Source organism: Comamonas sp. MYb396 (assembly GCF_037479555.1).
Taxonomy (GTDB): Bacteria; Pseudomonadota; Gammaproteobacteria; order Burkholderiales; family Burkholderiaceae_C; genus Comamonas.
Genome location: NZ_JBBGYU010000004.1, coordinates 1 through 17,358 on the forward strand (window position 1 = coordinate 1; position 17,358 = coordinate 17,358).

At 62.1% G+C, this 17,358-nt stretch carries 16 protein-coding genes and 1 rRNA gene; 15 read left to right on the forward strand and 2 right to left on the reverse strand.

The window, feature by feature from the left end; genetic code table 11:
* The first annotated feature begins 322 nt into the window (after positions 1-322).
* The 12 genes from rrf (at position 323) to WH265_RS10315 (ending at position 13,469) form a co-directional block, all read left to right on the forward strand.
* A 5S ribosomal RNA gene (rrf, locus tag WH265_RS10260) occupies positions 323-435 on the forward strand.
* Positions 436-531: 96 nt separating this feature from the next.
* Entirely contained in the window at positions 532-1,272 is a 741-nt protein-coding gene (locus WH265_RS10265; protein WP_339558210.1) for a 16S rRNA pseudouridine(516) synthase, read from the forward strand.
* Between the two features lie 164 nt (positions 1,273-1,436).
* Positions 1,437-2,372, forward strand: coding sequence for a YVTN family beta-propeller repeat protein (locus WH265_RS10270; protein ID WP_339558491.1), 936 nt, complete (start codon positions 1,437-1,439; stop codon positions 2,370-2,372).
* Between the two features lie 49 nt (positions 2,373-2,421).
* Positions 2,422-3,258: a polysaccharide deacetylase family protein gene (locus tag WH265_RS10275; protein ID WP_445228515.1), complete on the forward strand. Its 837-nt coding sequence runs from the start codon at positions 2,422-2,424 to the stop codon at positions 3,256-3,258.
* A 67-nt stretch (positions 3,259-3,325) separates the two neighbouring features.
* The gene (locus WH265_RS10280; RefSeq protein WP_021024918.1) at positions 3,326-4,345 is read left to right on the forward strand and encodes a sterol desaturase family protein; all 1,020 of its coding nucleotides are present in this window, start codon (positions 3,326-3,328) and stop codon (positions 4,343-4,345) included.
* A gap of 82 nt (positions 4,346-4,427) precedes the next feature.
* A complete protein-coding gene (locus WH265_RS10285) occupies positions 4,428-5,336 on the forward strand; it encodes an EI24 domain-containing protein (RefSeq protein WP_339558211.1) in 909 nt (302 codons plus the stop codon).
* Between the two features lie 400 nt (positions 5,337-5,736).
* The gene (glnA, locus tag WH265_RS10290) at positions 5,737-7,152 is read left to right on the forward strand and encodes a type I glutamate--ammonia ligase (protein ID WP_116927832.1); all 1,416 of its coding nucleotides are present in this window, start codon (positions 5,737-5,739) and stop codon (positions 7,150-7,152) included.
* Positions 7,153-7,418: 266 nt separating this feature from the next.
* Entirely contained in the window at positions 7,419-7,946 is a 528-nt protein-coding gene (locus WH265_RS10295; protein ID WP_116927833.1) for a hypothetical protein, read from the forward strand.
* A 30-nt stretch (positions 7,947-7,976) separates the two neighbouring features.
* Complete coding sequence (gene glnL / locus WH265_RS10300) at positions 7,977-9,050, forward strand: nitrogen regulation protein NR(II) (protein WP_052329739.1); 1,074 nt, start codon at positions 7,977-7,979, stop codon at positions 9,048-9,050.
* 68 nt (positions 9,051-9,118) lie between these two features.
* Positions 9,119-10,675: a nitrogen regulation protein NR(I) gene (gene ntrC, locus WH265_RS10305; RefSeq protein WP_339558212.1), complete on the forward strand. Its 1,557-nt coding sequence runs from the start codon at positions 9,119-9,121 to the stop codon at positions 10,673-10,675.
* 131 nt (positions 10,676-10,806) lie between these two features.
* A complete protein-coding gene (locus WH265_RS10310) occupies positions 10,807-11,733 on the forward strand; it encodes a hypothetical protein (RefSeq protein WP_339519369.1) in 927 nt (308 codons plus the stop codon).
* Positions 11,734-12,137: 404 nt separating this feature from the next.
* Entirely contained in the window at positions 12,138-13,469 is a 1,332-nt protein-coding gene (locus WH265_RS10315; protein WP_312990328.1) for a dicarboxylate/amino acid:cation symporter, read from the forward strand.
* Between the two features lie 77 nt (positions 13,470-13,546).
* Here WH265_RS10315 and xth read toward each other — a convergent pair whose 3' ends face one another.
* Complete coding sequence (gene xth / locus WH265_RS10320; RefSeq protein ID WP_339558213.1) at positions 13,547-14,323, reverse strand: exodeoxyribonuclease III; 777 nt, start codon at positions 14,321-14,323, stop codon at positions 13,547-13,549.
* 260 nt (positions 14,324-14,583) lie between these two features.
* On the opposite strand from xth, the gene WH265_RS10325 reads away from it, so the two are divergent.
* Positions 14,584-14,889 carry a type II toxin-antitoxin system HigB family toxin gene (locus WH265_RS10325; protein WP_027010542.1) on the forward strand — a complete coding sequence of 102 codons (306 nt, stop codon included), beginning with the start codon at positions 14,584-14,586 and terminating at the stop codon, positions 14,887-14,889.
* Positions 14,886-15,281 carry a helix-turn-helix domain-containing protein gene (locus WH265_RS10330; RefSeq protein ID WP_021025415.1) on the forward strand — a complete coding sequence of 132 codons (396 nt, stop codon included), beginning with the start codon at positions 14,886-14,888 and terminating at the stop codon, positions 15,279-15,281. The genes WH265_RS10325 and WH265_RS10330 overlap by 4 nt, the downstream gene beginning before the upstream one ends.
* Positions 15,282-15,355: 74 nt before the next feature.
* On the opposite strand, the gene WH265_RS10335 is transcribed toward WH265_RS10330, so the two are convergent.
* The gene (locus tag WH265_RS10335; protein ID WP_339558214.1) at positions 15,356-16,480 is read right to left on the reverse strand and encodes an SLC13 family permease; all 1,125 of its coding nucleotides are present in this window, start codon (positions 16,478-16,480) and stop codon (positions 15,356-15,358) included.
* A 164-nt stretch (positions 16,481-16,644) separates the two neighbouring features.
* Here WH265_RS10335 and WH265_RS10340 point away from each other — a divergent pair, with 164 nt between their 5' ends.
* A complete protein-coding gene (locus WH265_RS10340; RefSeq protein ID WP_339558215.1) occupies positions 16,645-17,349 on the forward strand; it encodes a nitroreductase in 705 nt (234 codons plus the stop codon).
* The last annotated feature ends 9 nt before the right edge of the window (positions 17,350-17,358 follow it).

Here is a 17,358-nt window from a genome sequence, read left to right on the forward strand (position 1 = left end):
GTTGGGTGTGGAAGCGCAGCAATGCGTTAAGCTAACCAATACTAATTGCTCGTGCGGCTTGACCCTATAACTTTGATGGGCCCCGCCTTAGATGGGGCCCAATGCAAAGAACACTGCAACTGCAGTTATGCCAAAGACTTGAGATCAGACCATGATGGGCACCACAGCGTGTTACAATCACTGGCTCAGGTCGGCGCAATCAAATTAAACGCTGATAGCACCAAGCCTCAAAGCTTGATGCCGACTCTATGAATTCGCTTCGAAAGCAGCAATGCCCTGATCGACCGATCAGCGCAAAGCCGCCAAGGAGCAAAAAGTTATGCCTGATGACCATAGCAAGTTGGTACCACTCCTTCCCATCCCGAACAGGACAGTGAAACGACTTCGCGCCGATGATAGTGCGGATTCCCGTGTGAAAGTAGGTCATCGTCAGGCTTTTATACTGATCAACCCCTCTGCTCTACCGAGTAGAGGGGTTTTTCTTTTTATCTCGCTGCAGCAGCGGTCTGTGGCTGGCGTGAAGGGGTTGGGATGCAGTTGCAGGATATGTTGTATTCGCAGGGTTTTGGTGTGCGCCGCGTGTGCTCGGGCCTGGTGCAACAAGGCTGGGTGCAGTTGTGGGATGCACAGGCGAACGAATGGGTTGTGGAGACGGACTCGACCGCCGACATAGAGCCCGAGGGCCTGCGCTTCAAGGTTCAGGGCGTGGAGTGGGAATACCATGCGCTGGGCTATGTGCTGCTGAACAAGCCCGCTGGCACCGAGTGCTCGCAAAAGCCTTCGGCCTATCCCAGCATCTACAGCCTGCTGCCGGTGCCGCTGCGCACGCGCCCCAACAAGAACGCCATCCAGGGTTTGCAGGCCGTCGGCCGCCTGGACCAGGACACGACTGGCATGCTGCTGCTGAGCGACGACGGCCAGTTCATCCACCGCATGAGCTCGCCCAAGAAGCATGTGCCCAAGCGCTACCAAGTGACGGCCAAGCATGCGGTGACCGAGCAGCAGATCGAGCGTTTGTTGGCCGGTGTGGTCCTGGATGACGACCCCAAGCCAGTGAAGGCTGCGGCCTGCGTGAAGACGGGTGACAACACGCTGGATCTGACGCTGACCGAAGGCAAATACCACCAGGTCAAGCGCATGCTGGCAGCCGTCGGTAACCGGGTGGAAGGCCTGCACCGGGCGCAGATTGGTGGCTTGGTGCTGAGCGATGAGCTCAAGCCGGGCGAGTGGCGCTGGCTGAAGGCCGACGAGCTGGCACTGCTCAAGCCCTGAGGGTTTTGGGCCTGCTGTAGCTTTGGCGCAAGTTCAACGATTATTTACATCGCCAATCGCCCCTGCGTCGTGCTGCAATTTATCGCGGGCGGCTACACTCGCTGCGTTACTAGTAGGAATCGCTTGTGAAGCCTTTCGTTTTTGCCCGTTCCCTGATTGCGGTGATGGCCTTTGCCGCCACTGCGGTGCATGCTGCCAACCCCATTTTGGTGCTCAATTCGCTGGATGCCAGCATCAGCGTGATTGACCCCACGACCTGGAAAGAGGTCAAGCGCATTCCTACGGGCAAGGAGCCCCACCACCTGTACCTGACGCCGGACAGCAAGTCGGTGATCGTGGCCAATGCGACCGGTGACTCGCTGACCTTTGTCGATCCCAAGACGGCCGAGGTGCAGCGCGTGATTCAGGGCATCTCCGATCCCTACCATCTGCGTTTTTCGCCCGACATGAAGTGGTTTGTGACGGCAGCCAACCGCCTCAACCACATCGACATCTACCGCTGGGATGGGCAAGAGCCCAAGCTGGTCAAGCGCATTGCCACCGGCAAGACGCCCAGCCACCTGTGGATCGATAGCAAGAGCCGGACGATCTACTCGACCATGCAGGACAGCGATGAGCTGGTCGCGATCGACATCGCCACCCAGACCCTGAAATGGCGCACCAAGACGGGGCAGATGCCCGCCGATCTGTATGGCAGCCCGGACGACAAATTCGTTTTTGTCGCACTGACCGGCAGCGACGGCGTGCAGGTGTTTGATGTGAGCGGCGCAGAGCCCCAGTTGGTCAAGACCATCAAGACCGACAAGGGCGCGCACGCCTTCCGCGCGACCGGCGATGGCCGCCATCTTTTTGTCAGCAACCGGGTGGCCAATAGCATCAGCAAGCTCGACATGCTGAGCCAGACCGTCGTCGACCGCTATCCCGGCCCCAGCGGCCCTGACTGCATGGATGTGAGTCCGGATGGCCGCTATATCTACCTCAGCTCGCGCTGGGCGGGCAAGATGAGCGTGATCGATACGGTCGAGCGCAAGGTGGTCAACCAGGTGAAGGTGGGCAAGTCGCCGCATGGCATCTGGGTGCTGGACCACGCACCGCGCTAGTGCATGGTCCGTGCATTGTTGAGTCAGTAGCAGAGGGGATCTCCACGCCATGCGCAGCACATTTTTCTGGCTTCTGGCCGCAAGTTGGGGCAGCGCTGCTGCCTTTGCCCAGCCTGCTGCTCCAGCGCCTGCCGCTGCAGCAACTGCGGCAGGCAGCTGCAGCAAGCCTGTCTATCTGACCTTGGACACCGGCCACATGGGCGTGGCCAACCAGATCGCCGACGTCTTGCGCAAGACGCAGGTGAAGGTGACCTTCTTTGCCGCCAATGAGCGCACCAAGGAGGGCGATGGCAGCCTGGGTGACCACTGGGCCCCTTGGTGGCGCGCGCGCGCCGCAGAAGGCCATGTCTTTGCCTCGCACACCTGGGACCACACCTACTGGCGTGGCGATATCAAAGTGCCGGCAGGCGCCGCGCCCCGCTTCAAGGTGCAGCCTTCGCAAGGCCCGCAGGCCGGGCAGCGTTTTGAATGGTCGGCCGCACAGTACTGCGCGCAGATCCAGCAATCCGAGGACCGTCTCGCCAAGATCACCGGCGTCAAGCCTTTGCCGCTGTTCCGCGCGCCCGGCGGCAAGACCTCGCCCAGCCTGATTGCGGCGGCCAGGCGCTGCGGCTATGCCCATGTGGGCTGGTCGCCAGCGGGCTTTCTGGGCGATGAATTGCCCAGCGACAAGTACCCCAACCAGCAGTTGCTGGACAAGGCGCTGCGCGACATCCGCCCCGGCGATATCTTGCTGGCCCACCTCGGCATCTGGGACCGCAAGGACCCCTGGGCACCGGCCGTGCTGGAGCCCTTGATTGAAGGCTTGCAGGCCAAGGGATTTTGTTTTGCCACCTTGCGCGAGCACCCGCAGTACCAAGATTGGATTCGTCAGCATGGTGGCTGAGAGCGCTTGTCGTAGCGCACACTGGCGGCTGCAGGGCTTGCGGCCCGGTTTGAACTAATGGTTTGCCATGGAATTTCTCAGCACGCTTTTTGACAACGCACAGCAGTGGCTGTTTGAGCAGTTGCTGCAGCCGCTGCTGTTCAACCTCGGCCTGGCCAGCTATCTGGAAGATGGCTACACGGCAGCGGGCTGGTTCCTCGTGGGCTGTCTGCAGATCCTCGTCATGGTGCTGGTGATTGCGCCCTTGCAGCGCTGGCGGCCGGTCGAGGCCGTGACCGACCGGCATGCGATCCGTGTGGACATGCTCTACACCTTTATCCATCGCCTGGGCCTGTTCCGCCTGGCCTTGTTCTTTACCATCGATCCGCTGTGGGACATGGTGGTGGGGGCGCTGCGCGTGCGCGGCTTTGAGACTTGGCACCTCGATGCGCTCTGGCCTGGCGTGACCGACCTGGGCTGGGTCAGCCTGCTGATCTACCTGGTGGTGTTCGACTTTGTCGCGTACTGGATCCACCGGGGTCAGCACCAATTCGTCTGGTGGTGGCGCCTGCATGCCTTGCACCATTCGCAGCAGCAGATGACGATGTGGAGCGACAACCGCAACCACCTGCTCGATGACCTGGTGCATGACAGTATTCTGGTGTTTGTCGCCGTGTTGATCGGTGTCGCACCCAGCCAGTTTGTGGCGATTGTCGCGATCACCCAGCTGAGCGAAAGCCTGCAGCATGCCAATCTGCGCCTGTGGTTTGGCCGCCTGGGTGAGCGGCTGTGGATCAGCCCGCGTTTTCACCGCCGTCACCATGCGATCGGCATCGGCCATGAGTCGCCTGCCAACAATGCCGCGCCCAACACCGCTGTGAAAGCCGGCGAGGCTGCCCCGCGCACCCGCTTGGGGGGCTGCAATTTTGGTGTGCTGCTGCCATGGTGGGATATGCTTTTTGGCACCGCCAACTTTGAGCTACGCTATGACCCCACCGGCATCCGTGACCAGGTGCAGCCCAACCGGCAAGGGCAGCTGCGCGATTACGGGCGCGGCTTTTGGAGCCAGCAATGGCGTGGGGTACTGCGCCTTTTGGGCCGCGCCTAGGTGCGGCACACCCGCTTGATACCGAATCACTGAGCGGCCCGCCAGCCTGGCCACCCGCCCAGATACACAAGGAGTTCACCCCATGCCCCTCGCGTCTGCGGGCTCCCGCCTGATGTTTGATGCCTTCTGGCGTGCCGCCGCCTATTGTTTCCGGCCCCGGGTCATGCTGCTGTCGGTGCTGCCACTGGTGATGATGCTGGTGGCCTTGGGTGGCTGGAGCTATTTTTACTGGTCGGGCGCCGTGGCGACGATGCAGCACTGGGTGGAGACGATTGGCTGGCTGCGCACGGTATTCAGCTGGTTTGGCAGCAGTGGCACCGAAGGTTTTGCGGCCGGCATTGCGCCCTTTGTGGTGCTGATCCTGATCACGCCGGTGGCAGCGGTGGTCGCGCTGCTGGTGATTGCGCTTTTGATGACGCCGGCCCTGGTCAACATGGTGACCGAGCAGCGCTTTGCCCGGCTGGAGAAGAAGCAGGGCATGGGCCTGGTCACCAGCGTGCTCTGGGCCTTGAGCACCTCGGCGGTGGCCATTGTGGCCTTTGTCGTCACCACGCCGCTGTGGCTGATCCCGCCTTTGGTGCTGATTGTGCCGCCCGTCATCTGGGGCTGGCTGACCTATCGCGTGATGAGTGTGGATGCCCTGGCCGAGCATGCCAGCAAGGCTGAGCGCGACACGCTGCTGCAGCGCCACCGCTGGCCGCTCTTGCTGATGGGCATCATCTCGGGCTACATCGGCATTGCGCCCAGCGTCGTCTGGGCCTCGGGCATGGTGTTCACCATTGGGTTTGTGGTGCTGATTCCCATCGCCGTGTGGATCTATGCCATCACCTTTGCGTTTTCCTCGCTGTGGTTCATCCACTTCTGCCTGGCCGCGCTGCAGCAGCTGCGGATCGAGAATGGCGACCTGGGCGCGCAGCCGCCGGTGGCGGAGCCGCTCGTGGCCGGTACAACCGATGCCAGCTTGCTGGCCGATGGCACGGAGCCCAAGTAAAAACCTGTTCAAAAATGGAAGGGCGCGGAGCAGGGCATGTGCCAATGGGCTCGGCCAGTGCCTCAGCTGCCAATGCACCAATAAGGTGCGCAAATAGCTATTTTGGTGCATGTGCGCCATCCGCATAAAGCGCTGGTAGTTTTGCACCATCTTGGTGCTTGTGCGGCAATGCAGGCCCTGGTCTGCACGGATCTGGGCGGTGGGCTGCAAAATCCTCGTCGCCCCTCGGAGGCCCAGGCCAAAAGCGCGGTACAGTCTGGCATTGGGCACAGTCCGGGTGCGGTCGCGTTCTGACGGGCCCGCATTTTCTGGTCGGCATGGGCATGTCACAAAACTGGCACGTAAACTGCTTTAGTCTTGGCACAGCCCTTTTTATTCACGATTTTCTTTGGAGCATTAGATGGCCAAGAGCGTTGCAGATGTGATGAGCATGTTGGACGAGAACGAGGTCAAGTTCGTTGATCTGCGTTTCACCGACACCCGTGGCAAGGAACAGCACGTCACGGTGCCTATCTCGCACTTTGACGAAGACAAGTTCACCTCGGGCCACGCGTTTGATGGCTCCTCCATCGCTGGCTGGAAGGGTATCGAAGCATCCGACATGCTGCTGATGCCCGATCCCAACACCGCCAACATCGATCCGTTCTTTGACGAAACCACGATGTTCCTGCAGTGCGACGTGATCGAGCCCGGTGATGGCAAGGCCTATGACCGCGATCCACGTTCGGTGGCCAAGCGCGCAGAAGCCTACCTGAAGGCATCGGGCCTGGGCGACACCGCCTACTTCGGTCCAGAGCCAGAATTCTTCATCTTCGACGGCGTGCGTTGGAGCACCGAACCCAACAACCCGTTCTTCGACATCGAAGAGTACGAAGCACCCTGGAACAGCGGCGCCAAGTTCGACAACGGCAACCGTGGCCACCGTCCACGCGTCAAGGGCGGCTACTTCCCCGTGCCTCCTGTTGACAGCACCCAGGACATGCGCGCTGAAATGTCGCTGCTGCTCGAATCGCTGGGCATCCCGGTCGAAGTGTTCCACCATGAAGTGGCGGGCGCTGGCCAGAACGAACTGGGCACCCGTTTCTCGACTCTGGTCGAGCGTGCGGACTGGACCCAAGTGCAGAAGTACGTGATCTGGAACGTGGCAGACACCTACGGCAAGACCGCGACCTTCATGCCCAAGCCATACTCGGGCGACAACGGCTCGGGCATGCACGTGCACCAGTCCGTGTGGAAAGACGGCAAGAACCTGTTCGCCGGTGACGGCTATGCCGGTCTGTCCGATTTCGCGCTGTACTACATCGGCGGCATCATCAAGCACGCCCGTGCCCTGAACGCCATCACCAACCCTGGCACCAACAGCTACAAGCGCCTGGTTCCTGGTTTCGAAGCGCCTGTGAAGCTGGCTTACTCGGCCAAGAACCGCTCGGCATCGATCCGTATTCCTTACGTGAGCAACCCCAAGGGCCGCCGCGTGGAAGCACGTTTCCCCGATCCCCTGATGAACCCCTACCTGGGCTTCGCAGCGCTGTTGATGGCCGGTCTGGACGGCGTGGAAAACAAGATCCATCCGGGTGAAGCCGCCACCAAGGATCTGTACCATCTGCCACCCGAGGAAGACAAGCTGGTTCCTACCGTGTGCCACAGCCTGGACCAGGCTCTGGAAGCACTGGATGCCGACCGCGCGTTCCTGACCAAGGGCGGTGTGTTCAGCGACAGCATGCTGGATGCCTACATCGAGCTGAAGATGGGCGAAGTGACCCGCTTCCGCCAAGCCGTGCACCCTGTCGAATACGACATGTACTACTCGCTGTAAGCCCCTGCTGGCCAGGCCCTTGGGGCTTGGCCCTTTGGGTAAAACGGCCTGCCGACCTGCGAGGGTGGCAGGCCTTTTTTTATGCGTGCTCTCGGGGCAGGGGGCATGCCCGGACAGGGGTGAATCTGTAACAGCAGGAACTGTTCGGCATGATCGGCCTCCTTTGTAGCTACACTGCGGGTTGCAGAGAGGGGCCATCGTGCAAAGCCGCTAACGGGCTGTCACGGACATACGGGCAAAGTGGAGTGAACGGGCGAAACGGGGTTATGCATACAAAGTTGTTGTTTTTGATGGTGGCAGTGGCATGTGCGCAAGGCGCGGTGGCGCAGGATCGCATTTATCGCTGTGGCAATGAATACACCAACGATGTGGCCAAGGCGCGGCAAAAGGGCTGCGCCGTGGTTGAAGGCGCCAATGTCACCATCGTGCAAGGCACGCGCCCGCACACGCCTGCTGCCAGCCCGGCGCCCGCCCCCAATGCCCCCGCAGCTGCCCCGCGCCCCGCGCGCGCGCCCGCCGCTGCCACCCCCGCGCCACGCTCCACCACGGCCGAAGGCCGCGCCCGCGATTCCGATGCGCGCCTCATCCTCGAGACCGAGCTGAAAAAAGCCCAGGACAAGAAGCTCGCTTTGGCGCGCGAGTACAACAACGGCGAGCCCGAGAAAAACGCCCTGGAGATGCGCAACCCTGCCTTCTACACCAAGCGCGTGGCCGATCTGAAGCAGGAAATCACGCGCAACGACAGCGATATCGCCGGTATCCAGCGTGAGCTCCAACGCCTGCCGGCCCCATAATCAAAACTTCTACCTTTTGGGGCATATCCCATGTCTGACCTCCGTGCCATGGATCGCGAATGGCAGGCGCTGGAACACATCGCCACCTTGGTCGCCGTGATACGGCTCGATGGCGCCGCCGTGCGGGTCAATGCGGCGCTGGAGAATGCGCTGGGCGTCTCGCGCAAAAGCATTCTGGGCCACTACTTTGGTGGATTTTTCCAGGACGATGAGCTGATCCACAAGGCCCTGGTCGATGCGCGGGCGCAGCGCTTTTCTTCGCTGCGCTTTGAGGCGCAATTGCGGCGCAGCCTGCAAGATGCCTTTCCCGTGCATGCCAACCTCTCCTGGTGGGAAGAGGAGGAGAGCATTCTGGTGGAGCTGTGGCCGCTGGAGCAGCAGGTGCGCCAGGACCGCGAGGAGCGGGTGCGCGAGCAGGCGCTGGCCAACAAGGAGCTGATCCGCAACCTCGCCCACGAGATCAAGAACCCGCTGGGTGGCATTCGGGGCGCGGCCCAGCTGCTGGAGCTGGAGCTGCCCGATGCCCAGCTCAAGGAATACACCGACGTCATCATCCACGAGGCCGACCGCTTGCAGGCCCTGGTGGATCGCTTGCTCGCGCCGCACCGCCACCCGCACACGGTGGGGGATGTCAATATCCACGAGGTCTGCGAGCGCGTCTGCCAGCTGGTGCTGCTGGAGTACCCGCAGGGCCTGCGCATCGAGCGCGATTACGACACCTCGCTGCCCGAGATCCGAGGCGATCGCGAGCAGCTGATCCAGGCCTTGCTGAACATTGTGCAAAATGCTGCGCAGGTGCTGGTCCCGCAAATGGCCCAGGACAATGCGCGCATTACTTTGCGCACCCGCATTGCCCGGCAGCTGACCTTGGGCCGCAAGCGGCACAAGTTGGCACTGGAATTGCATGTCATCGACAACGGTCCTGGCATCGAGCCGGACATCAAGGAGCGGATCTTCTACCCCTTGGTGACCGGACGTGATGGTGGCACGGGCCTGGGTTTGCCGCTGGCGCAGACCTTTGTGCAGCGGCATGAAGGCCTGATTGAATGCGAGAGCGAGCCCGGGCGCACGGATTTCCGCATCATGCTGCCGTTGACAGACTAGGGGGCAGTTGGCTTCCCTTGCTGCAGGACCACGGTATGTAGAACTGTAAGGGTAGGGTGATAGCGACAATGAAACCAATCTGGATAGTGGATGATGACCCGTCGATCCGATTTGTACTGGAGAAGGCACTCGCCCGCGAGCAGCTGCCCACGCGCAGCTTTGTGCATCCCAAGGAAGTACTCGAAGCCTTTGACAATGTGAGCGACCAGGCGCTGGCGCCGTCGGTGCTGGTCAGCGACATCCGCATGCCGGGCGGCAATGGCCTGCAGTTGCTCGAACAGGTGCACCAGGACCATCCGCAGCTACCGGTCATCATCATGACCGCGTACTCGGACCTGGACAGCGCTGTCTCGGCCTTCCAGCGCGGAGCCTTTGAATACCTGCCCAAGCCCTTTGACCTGCCCAAGGCCGTGGAGCTGATCAAGCGCGCCGTGCAGCAGAGCGAAAGCCAGGCGCCCGAGCTGTCGCAGGCCGCTGGCGGTGGAGAGATGCTGGGCCAGGCGCCTGCGATGCAGGATGTGTTCCGTGCCATTGGCCGGCTGTCGCAAAGCAATGTCACGGTGATGGTGACGGGCGAGTCTGGCTCGGGCAAGGAGCTGGTCGCGCGCGCGCTGCACAAGCATTCGCCGGTGGCGGGTGGCCCCTTTGTGGCCATCAACACTGCGGCCATCCCCAAGGATCTGCTCGAGAGCGAGCTGTTTGGCCATGAGCGCGGTGCTTTCACCGGCGCGCAAACCCAGCGCCGCGGCCGCTTTGAACAGGCCGAAGGCGGCACCTTGTTTCTGGACGAAATCGGCGACATGCCGTTTGACCTGCAGACCCGGCTGCTGCGCGTGCTGTCTGACGGGCATTTCTACCGTGTGGGCGGCCATGTGCCGGTCAAGTCGCATGTGCGCGTGATAGCGGCCACCCACCAGAACCTGGAAGACCGGGTGCACAAGGGCGTGTTCCGCGAGGACTTGTTCCACCGCCTCAATGTGATCCGCCTGCGCCTGCCACCGCTGCGCGAGCGCAAGGAAGACATTCCGATGCTGGCGCGGCATTTTCTGGCTGCCAGTGCCAAGCAACTGGGGGTGGAGCCCAAGCAGCTGTCGGAAGCGGCACTGGCCCAACTGGCCCAGTTTGTGTTCCCGGGCAATGTGCGGCAGCTGGAGAACATCTGCCACTGGATCACCGTCATGGCGCCCGCGCAATGGGTGTCCGTGCAGGATCTGCCACCGGAAGTGCTGCAGGCCACGCCTGCTGCGCCGCCGGCCACTCCCAGCCCGCCCAGCGCAGCGCAAGCCGTGCAGGCCGCGCCGCAAGAGCACAGCTACCGGCCCGCTGCCGCGGAGGTGCCAGCCAGCCTGCCTGCCGTGTCCATACCCGTCCATGGCGTGCCCAATGGCGCAGCGCAGGGCGGTGATTGGGAGGGCGATCTGGCCCGCGAGGCCGATGTGCTGCTGCAATCGGGCAGCACCGAGGTCTGGGATGTGCTCAGCCGCCGCTTTGAATCGCAGCTGATCAAGAGTGCGCTGGCCGCTACCCATGGCCGCCGCATGGAAGCGGCCCAGCGCCTGGGCATTGGCCGCAACACCATCACGCGCAAGATCCAGGAGCTGGGGCTGTCGGCCAGCGATGATTGATGCGTAAGCGCGCCGATCTTTAGAAAAACCGCCGCCTTTCAAAGCGGCGGTTTCGCTGACAGAGGCCCGCCATCGATACGGTTTGAACCGTGCCACAATGGGCTATTCCTGTCTGTCCGGTGGTGCAATCCATGCAAAAGATGACTTCGGTGTTTTCGGCCCAGGCGTACCGCAATTCGCCCGAACGCATTGGCCGCCAGCGCTCGGCGCTGCTCAATAGCTTGCGGCTGGCAGCGTCGACCGCCAATGGCATGGCTCAGCTGGCGGGCGACGCGCTGCACAGCGCCATGGCCGGCGGCCTGCCGCCCAAGGCCAAGGCCCTGTGGGGCAACCCAGCGCGCGAAGACAGCTACTGGCGCAGCCACTACCAAAGCATGGATTTTTATGTGGCGGGCCAACCCTTCGAGGCCTACCGCCCGGCGCTGGCGCTGGGCTGGTATGCCGCGCAGCGCAACCCCTCGGGCTTTGATGCGCTGGCCACCCAGCTGGAGGTGCAGTGGCAGCATGTGCGCGGCAGCAACCCCATGGACTGGCCTGAGGCGAGGACCATTGCACGTGCCGCCTATGACCACGCAATCAGCGGCCTGCAAGGCGAACAGCTGTCTGCCGCCCAGGTGCAGCACGCGGTGCGCGTGCTGCAGCAAGGACTGGCCGATTGCGAGGAATGCCTGGTCGCGGGCAGCGAGCAAGCCCGGGCGATTGCGTTGCGCAGCCACCTGTATGCGCTAGCCGAGCAGTTCCGCGCCATGGACTGGCAGCTGCAGGATGTGCAGCTGCAACTGGCCGAGCCCAGCCCGCTGGTCGAGCGGCCGGGGCTGAGCGCTGCCGGCCGCATGCACCGCCGCTGGACCGAGTTCAAGCAGCGCGCCAACCTCCACAGCGATCGCGACCTGATTGCCGAGTGCAACCTCAGTCTGGTGCTGGTGGCCGAGCGCTACCAGCGCGTGCTGGAATCGGCCTTGCCGCTGGATGTGCGGCCGCTGCTGCAAGGCCAGGCGCAGCAGCTGCGCCGCTATACCGATGAATTGCAGCATATGCAGGACGCCCGCGCGCGATAGAGCACGCATTCTGAATAAGCTGTTACAAGACGTCTATGCGAAAGCGGGCAGACTCCCTGTGGGGCCGCCCGCACTGCGCCGTAAGTTGCCTGGCAGCTTTGTAATATTTCCCGTGAATTGGGAAAAAATTACCATGTAGGCGCCCACTTTCTCAAGGCGTACGCGTTTACCCGTAAAAACTTGCGGCTACAATCGGGCCCGCAGAACCTGCAATCCTGCCGTCCAAGGCAGCCTCATCGCTCTTCCCTTTTGCGGCCGAACCGCAGCTTGCTCCCGGCAGCAAAGCCTGCCCGGGCTGGAAAAAGCGCACACAGTCCAGCATGAACGCCTTGCTGATGTGCCGCATACGAGGCCCAGATCGCCCTGGACAGCACCATAAATCACAGACATCAAAGGTATTGGTTATGGCTCTCACGGGCAAAAAGGGCTCTTCGTCGGCGCTGTGGATTTTGGCGGCGATGCTGGCCGGTATTGCACTGGGCTACGCAGTGAATGCAGGCGCTGCGGATGCAGCCGCTGCCAAGGATATTGCTGGCTATATCGCTATCGTCTCGGATGTGTTCCTGCGCCTGATCAAGATGCTGATCGGGCCGCTGGTGTTCTCGACCCTGGTGGTGGGCATTGCGCACATGGGCGATGCCGCCTCGGTGGGGCGGGTGTTCTTCAAGGCCATGATGTGGTTCCTGACCGCATCGCTCGTGTCGCTGCTCTTGGGCATGGTGCTGGCCAATGTGCTGCAGCCAGGCGCCAACCTCGGTCTGCCGCTGCCCGATGTGAGCGCGGCCACGAACCTGGCCACCGGCAAGTTCACCTTGCGCGAGTTCATCAACCACACGGTGCCCAAGTCGTTTGCCGAGGCGATGGCGAACAACGAGATCTTGCAGATCGTCGTGTTCTCGATGTTCTTTGGTGTGGCCATGGCCGCGCTGGGCGACAAGGCCAAGACGCTTCTGGCCGCTATTGATGAGCTCTCGCATGTGATGCTCAAGATCACCGGCTATGTGATGAAGCTCGCGCCGCTGGCGGTGCTCTCGGCCATGGCCTCGACCGTGGCCATCAATGGCCTGGGCATTTTGCTCAAGTTCGCCGTGTTCATGGGCGAGTTCTACCTGGGCCTGTTCATTCTGTGGTCCCTGCTGGTGCTGGCCGGCATGGCCTTCCTGGGCAAGCGCGTGTTCAAGCTGCTGACCCTCATCAAGGAGGCCTTCATGGTGTCCTTTGCCACGGCCAGCTCCGAAGCCGCCTACCCCAAGATCCTCGACGCGCTGGACCGCTTTGGCGTCAAGCGCAAGATCTCGAGCTTTGTGATGCCGATGGGCTACTCCTTCAACCTCGATGGCTCGATGATGTACTGCACCTTTGCGACCCTGTTCATCGCACAGGCCTATGGCATCGAGCTGTCCTTGGGCACGCAGATCACCATGCTGCTGGTGCTGATGCTCACCTCCAAGGGCATTGCCGGCGTGCCGCGCGCCTCGCTGGTGGTGATTGCCGCCACCTTGAGCCACTTCAATATCCCTGAAGCAGGTCTGCTGCTGATCCTGGGCATCGACACCTTCCTGGACATGGGGCGCTCCGCGACCAATGCGGTGGGCAACTCGCTGGCCTCTGCTGTGGTCGCGAAGTGGGAGGGAGAGTTGCTGTCCGAAGAAGACGCCGAAGCCCTGAGCCGCAAGCTCGATGCCGAGGCCGCGCTGGCGATGCATGCGCTGCCGGAGACAGATCCCAAGGCTTGATTGAGGGCTGCGCTCAGCGCGGTACAGACAACAAAAAAACGGGCTGCGGCCCGTTTTTGCATTGGCCGAAGGCCAGATCAGCCCAAGGTCACCACCACCGGTGCATGGTCGCTGGGCTGCTTGTTCTTGCGCGGTGCGCGGTCAATCGTGCAGGCGCTCACCGCGCCCTTGAGTGCGTCGCTCACCAGGATATGGTCAATGCGCAGACCCCGGTTTTTCTGGAAGCCCAGCATGCGGTAGTCCCACCAGCTGTAGCTTTTCTCGGGCTGCTCGAACAGGCGGTAAGCATCGGTCAAGCCCAGCGCGAGCAGGCCCTGGAAGGCATCGCGCTCTTCCTTGGTGTGGTGGATGGTGTCGCGCAGGCCATCGGGGTCGTAGCTGTCGCGGTCTTCCGGCGCCACATTGAAGTCGCCCACCAGCACCAGGCGCGGGTGCAAGGCCATCTCGGCCTTCACATAGGCCTCCAGCCCGCTGAGCCAGCGCAGCTTGTAGGCAAACTTGTCCGAGCCCGGCTCCTGGCCGTTGACGAAATAGCAGTTGATCACGCGGATATCGCCAGCCGGGCTGGCCACCGTACCGGCAATGATGCGCGACTGCTCATCGGCAAACTGCGGGTTGGCGCGCACGACATCCTTGAGCTCGCCCCGGCTGAGCAGCGCCACGCCGTTGTAAGTCTTCTGGCCAAAGGCCACTGCCTGGTAGCCGGCCTCGGCCAAAGCCTCATGCGGAAACTTGTCATCGGTCAGCTTGAGCTCCTGCAGACCCAGCACATCGACCGGGTTGGCCGCCAGCCATTCCAGCATCTGCGGCAGACGGACGGAGAGGGAGTTGACGTTCCAGGTGGCTATGCGCATAAAAATATCTTTCTATTGATCAATGATGTGTGGAGGCGTTTGGTCGCCAGAAAAGCGCTAGCGACCAACACAGCTACCAGTCCGTAGCACCATCGGAATTCTTGCTAGGCTCCATTTTGCTGCATGCTGGTGGTCAGATCTGCCTTGGTCCAGCTGCGGCGTACTTGAGGAAAACCTCCTTGGCATTATTTTGGCTTCTCAGCAGAGCCAAACTACACAGTCACTTGTATCAGTCCCAATTCGGGACTAAAATTCACCCTATGCGAATCATTGCCCTGTCCACGTTGCGCACATTCTGGGAGAAGCATCCACTCGCGATGGCTCCTTTGCAGGGTTGGTACCAAGAGGTTTCCAGTGCGGAATGGAAAACACCGGCTGAGATCAAGGCTCAGTACCGCAATGCAAGCTTTGTTGGAAACAACCGTGTTGTGTTTAACATCAAGGGCAATGACTATCGCATCGTCGTTGCGGTGGTTTACAAAGCTGGGGTCATGTTCATCAAGTTCGTTGGCACCCATGAGGAATACGACCAGGCTGACGTCGAAACTGTGGAGCATAAAGCATGAAATTCCAACTCAAACCGATTCGCACAGAGGCTGACTACCAAGCCGCTTTGAAAGCGGCTGAGGCATTCTTTGATGCACCAACCGAGCCAGATCCAGACAGTGAAGAAGGGGCAGCGTTTGACGCGCTTGTTACGCTGATTGAGGCCTATGAGCGGAAGCACTATCCCATAGACCCACCGGACCCTATTGAGGCCATTAAGTTTCGAATGGATCAACAAGGACTGTCAGTGAAGGATCTTGTGCCGATGATCGGGCAGACCAATCGGGTCTATGAGGTGCTAGCGCACAAGCGCCCGCTCTCTTTGACCATGATTCGTAGCCTGCATCGAGGTCTTGGCATTCCTGCTGAGACATTGATCCGCGAGACTGGGGAAAGCCCCGCGAGGATTTAGCCGGGCGTGGCAGCTTCGCTGAGGTTTGGCTTCAACTGCTTTGGCAAAATATGGCGCACATCGCATGTGCCACTTCACCCCAAGCGCAACAATGCCGCCGAAGCCGCGCACACCAGCAAAAACGGAATGCTGATGCGGTGAAACTCCCACAGCCCATTGGGCAGGCGCGCCAGGCGCAGCGCGATCAGGTTGGCGAGCGAGCCCAGCACGCAGCCAAAGCCGCCGACACTCACGCCAGCGGCCAGGGCGGGCAGGTCGCGCACGCTGCCGTCGAGCAAGATGGTGGCAGGCACATTGCTGATGACCTGTGACGCCACAATGGCGGCCAGGTAGGCGCGCCAGCCCTCGGCAATCGGCCACTGCAGCAGCAGCGCTTGCATCGCAGGCAGCTCCGCCACCTGGCGCAGCACCACAAACATCAGCGCAATGGTGGCCAGCAAGGCCCAGTCCACGCCGCGCAGTACCTTAGGCGCTGCCAGTGCAAACACGCCAAACACCAGGCCCAGGCCGGCCAGGGTCCAGTGGCGCTCCAGCGCGATGACAAAGGCCACAAACAGCAGCACCGCGATGCTCAGCAAACGCGGCTGTACGGCAACGGGTGCAGTAGCCGGCTTGAGCGTGATGGCGGTGCGCGGCACCAGCCACCACACTGCCACAAAGACCCAGGCCAGCATGATGGCGACGGTCGGGCCCATCATCGCCATAAAGCCCAGAAAGCTCTCGCCAGAGCGGTGCCAGAGGTAGAGGTTTTGCGGGTTGCCGATGGGGGTGAGGGCAGAGCCGGCATTCACCGCCAAGGCCTGCAGCACCACGAGGCGCGCCAACGGCAAATGGGCCTGGGCGGCCAGCACGGCCGTCAGCGGCACCAGCAGAAACAGGCTGACATCGTTGGTCACCAGGGCCGAGAGCAGCGCCGCAGTGGCCGTCAGCAGCAGTGCCAGGCCGCGCAAGGTCGATACCCGCGTCAGCAGCCGCTGGGCCGTGGCCTGCAGCATGCCGCTGCGCTCGACCGCCTGGGTAATGGCCAGCAGGCCGGCCAAGGCACCAATGGTCTGCCAATCGACCAGCGCCATGGTCGCCTGCGGGCTGCGCGGCTGCCAGACGGCAAATCCTAGGGCCAGCGCCAACAGGATCCAGAGCAGCATATTGCCACTGGGGGCATCTTGCGGCGCGTCAGAAGAGGGAGATGAGGTCGACATAGCAGAGGGCGAGGGAGAACGCTCCGCCACGGCGGAGAAGTGGATGGATTGTGCTGCAAGTCGGCGCTGCCTGCGCGGCGCTGCCCGCATGGCGCTGCCCGCGCGGCCCGAGGCGGCTGGATGGCAAATACAAACGCCCATTCACTACAATGGCGGCCACTGCCATGAACAAGCCTCTGTCTCCCTCTTTGATCAGCACCGCCGCCCCAGCAGCCAACAGCGCGCAGCTGCGCCGCTCGGTGCGTGGTTTTAGCTCGCAGCCTGTCGCCGATGCACTGCTGCACGATTGCCTGCAGGAGGCACGGCGTGCGCCCAGTGGCGCCAATTTGCAACCCGGCTACTTCTGGCAGGTGTGCGGCGCGCGGCGCGACCAGCTCTCTAGCCGCCTGCAGCAGGCCTATGCGGCGGGCGAGCAAGAGGCCGAGGACTATGGCTATTTCCCCAACCCTCTGCCGCTGTCGCTGCGCAAGCGCCAGGTGGCCGCAGCCCAGGCCTTGTACGGCGCCTTGGGTGTGGAGCGGGGCGATGCAGCCGGGCGGGGTGCGCAGTTTGGGCGCAACTTTCGCTTTTTTGATGCCCCCGTGGCCCTCATCATCACCATCGACAGTGGCTTTGGGCCGGGCGGCTATATGGACCTGGGCATGGCCATCTACGGACTGATGCTGGCGGCGCAGTCACGCGGTTTGGCGACCTGTGCCATTGGCGCCATGGCCTCGTACCCGGGTCTGATCCGCGATGCGCTGGCGCTGCCGGCCACGCAAACGGTAGTCTGCGGCATGGCGCTTGGCTATGAGGATATGGCAGCGCCGGTGAACCAGACCTTGACCGCGCGCGCGGAACTGGACGCCTACTTCAAACGCCTCGATTGAGGCAGGCAC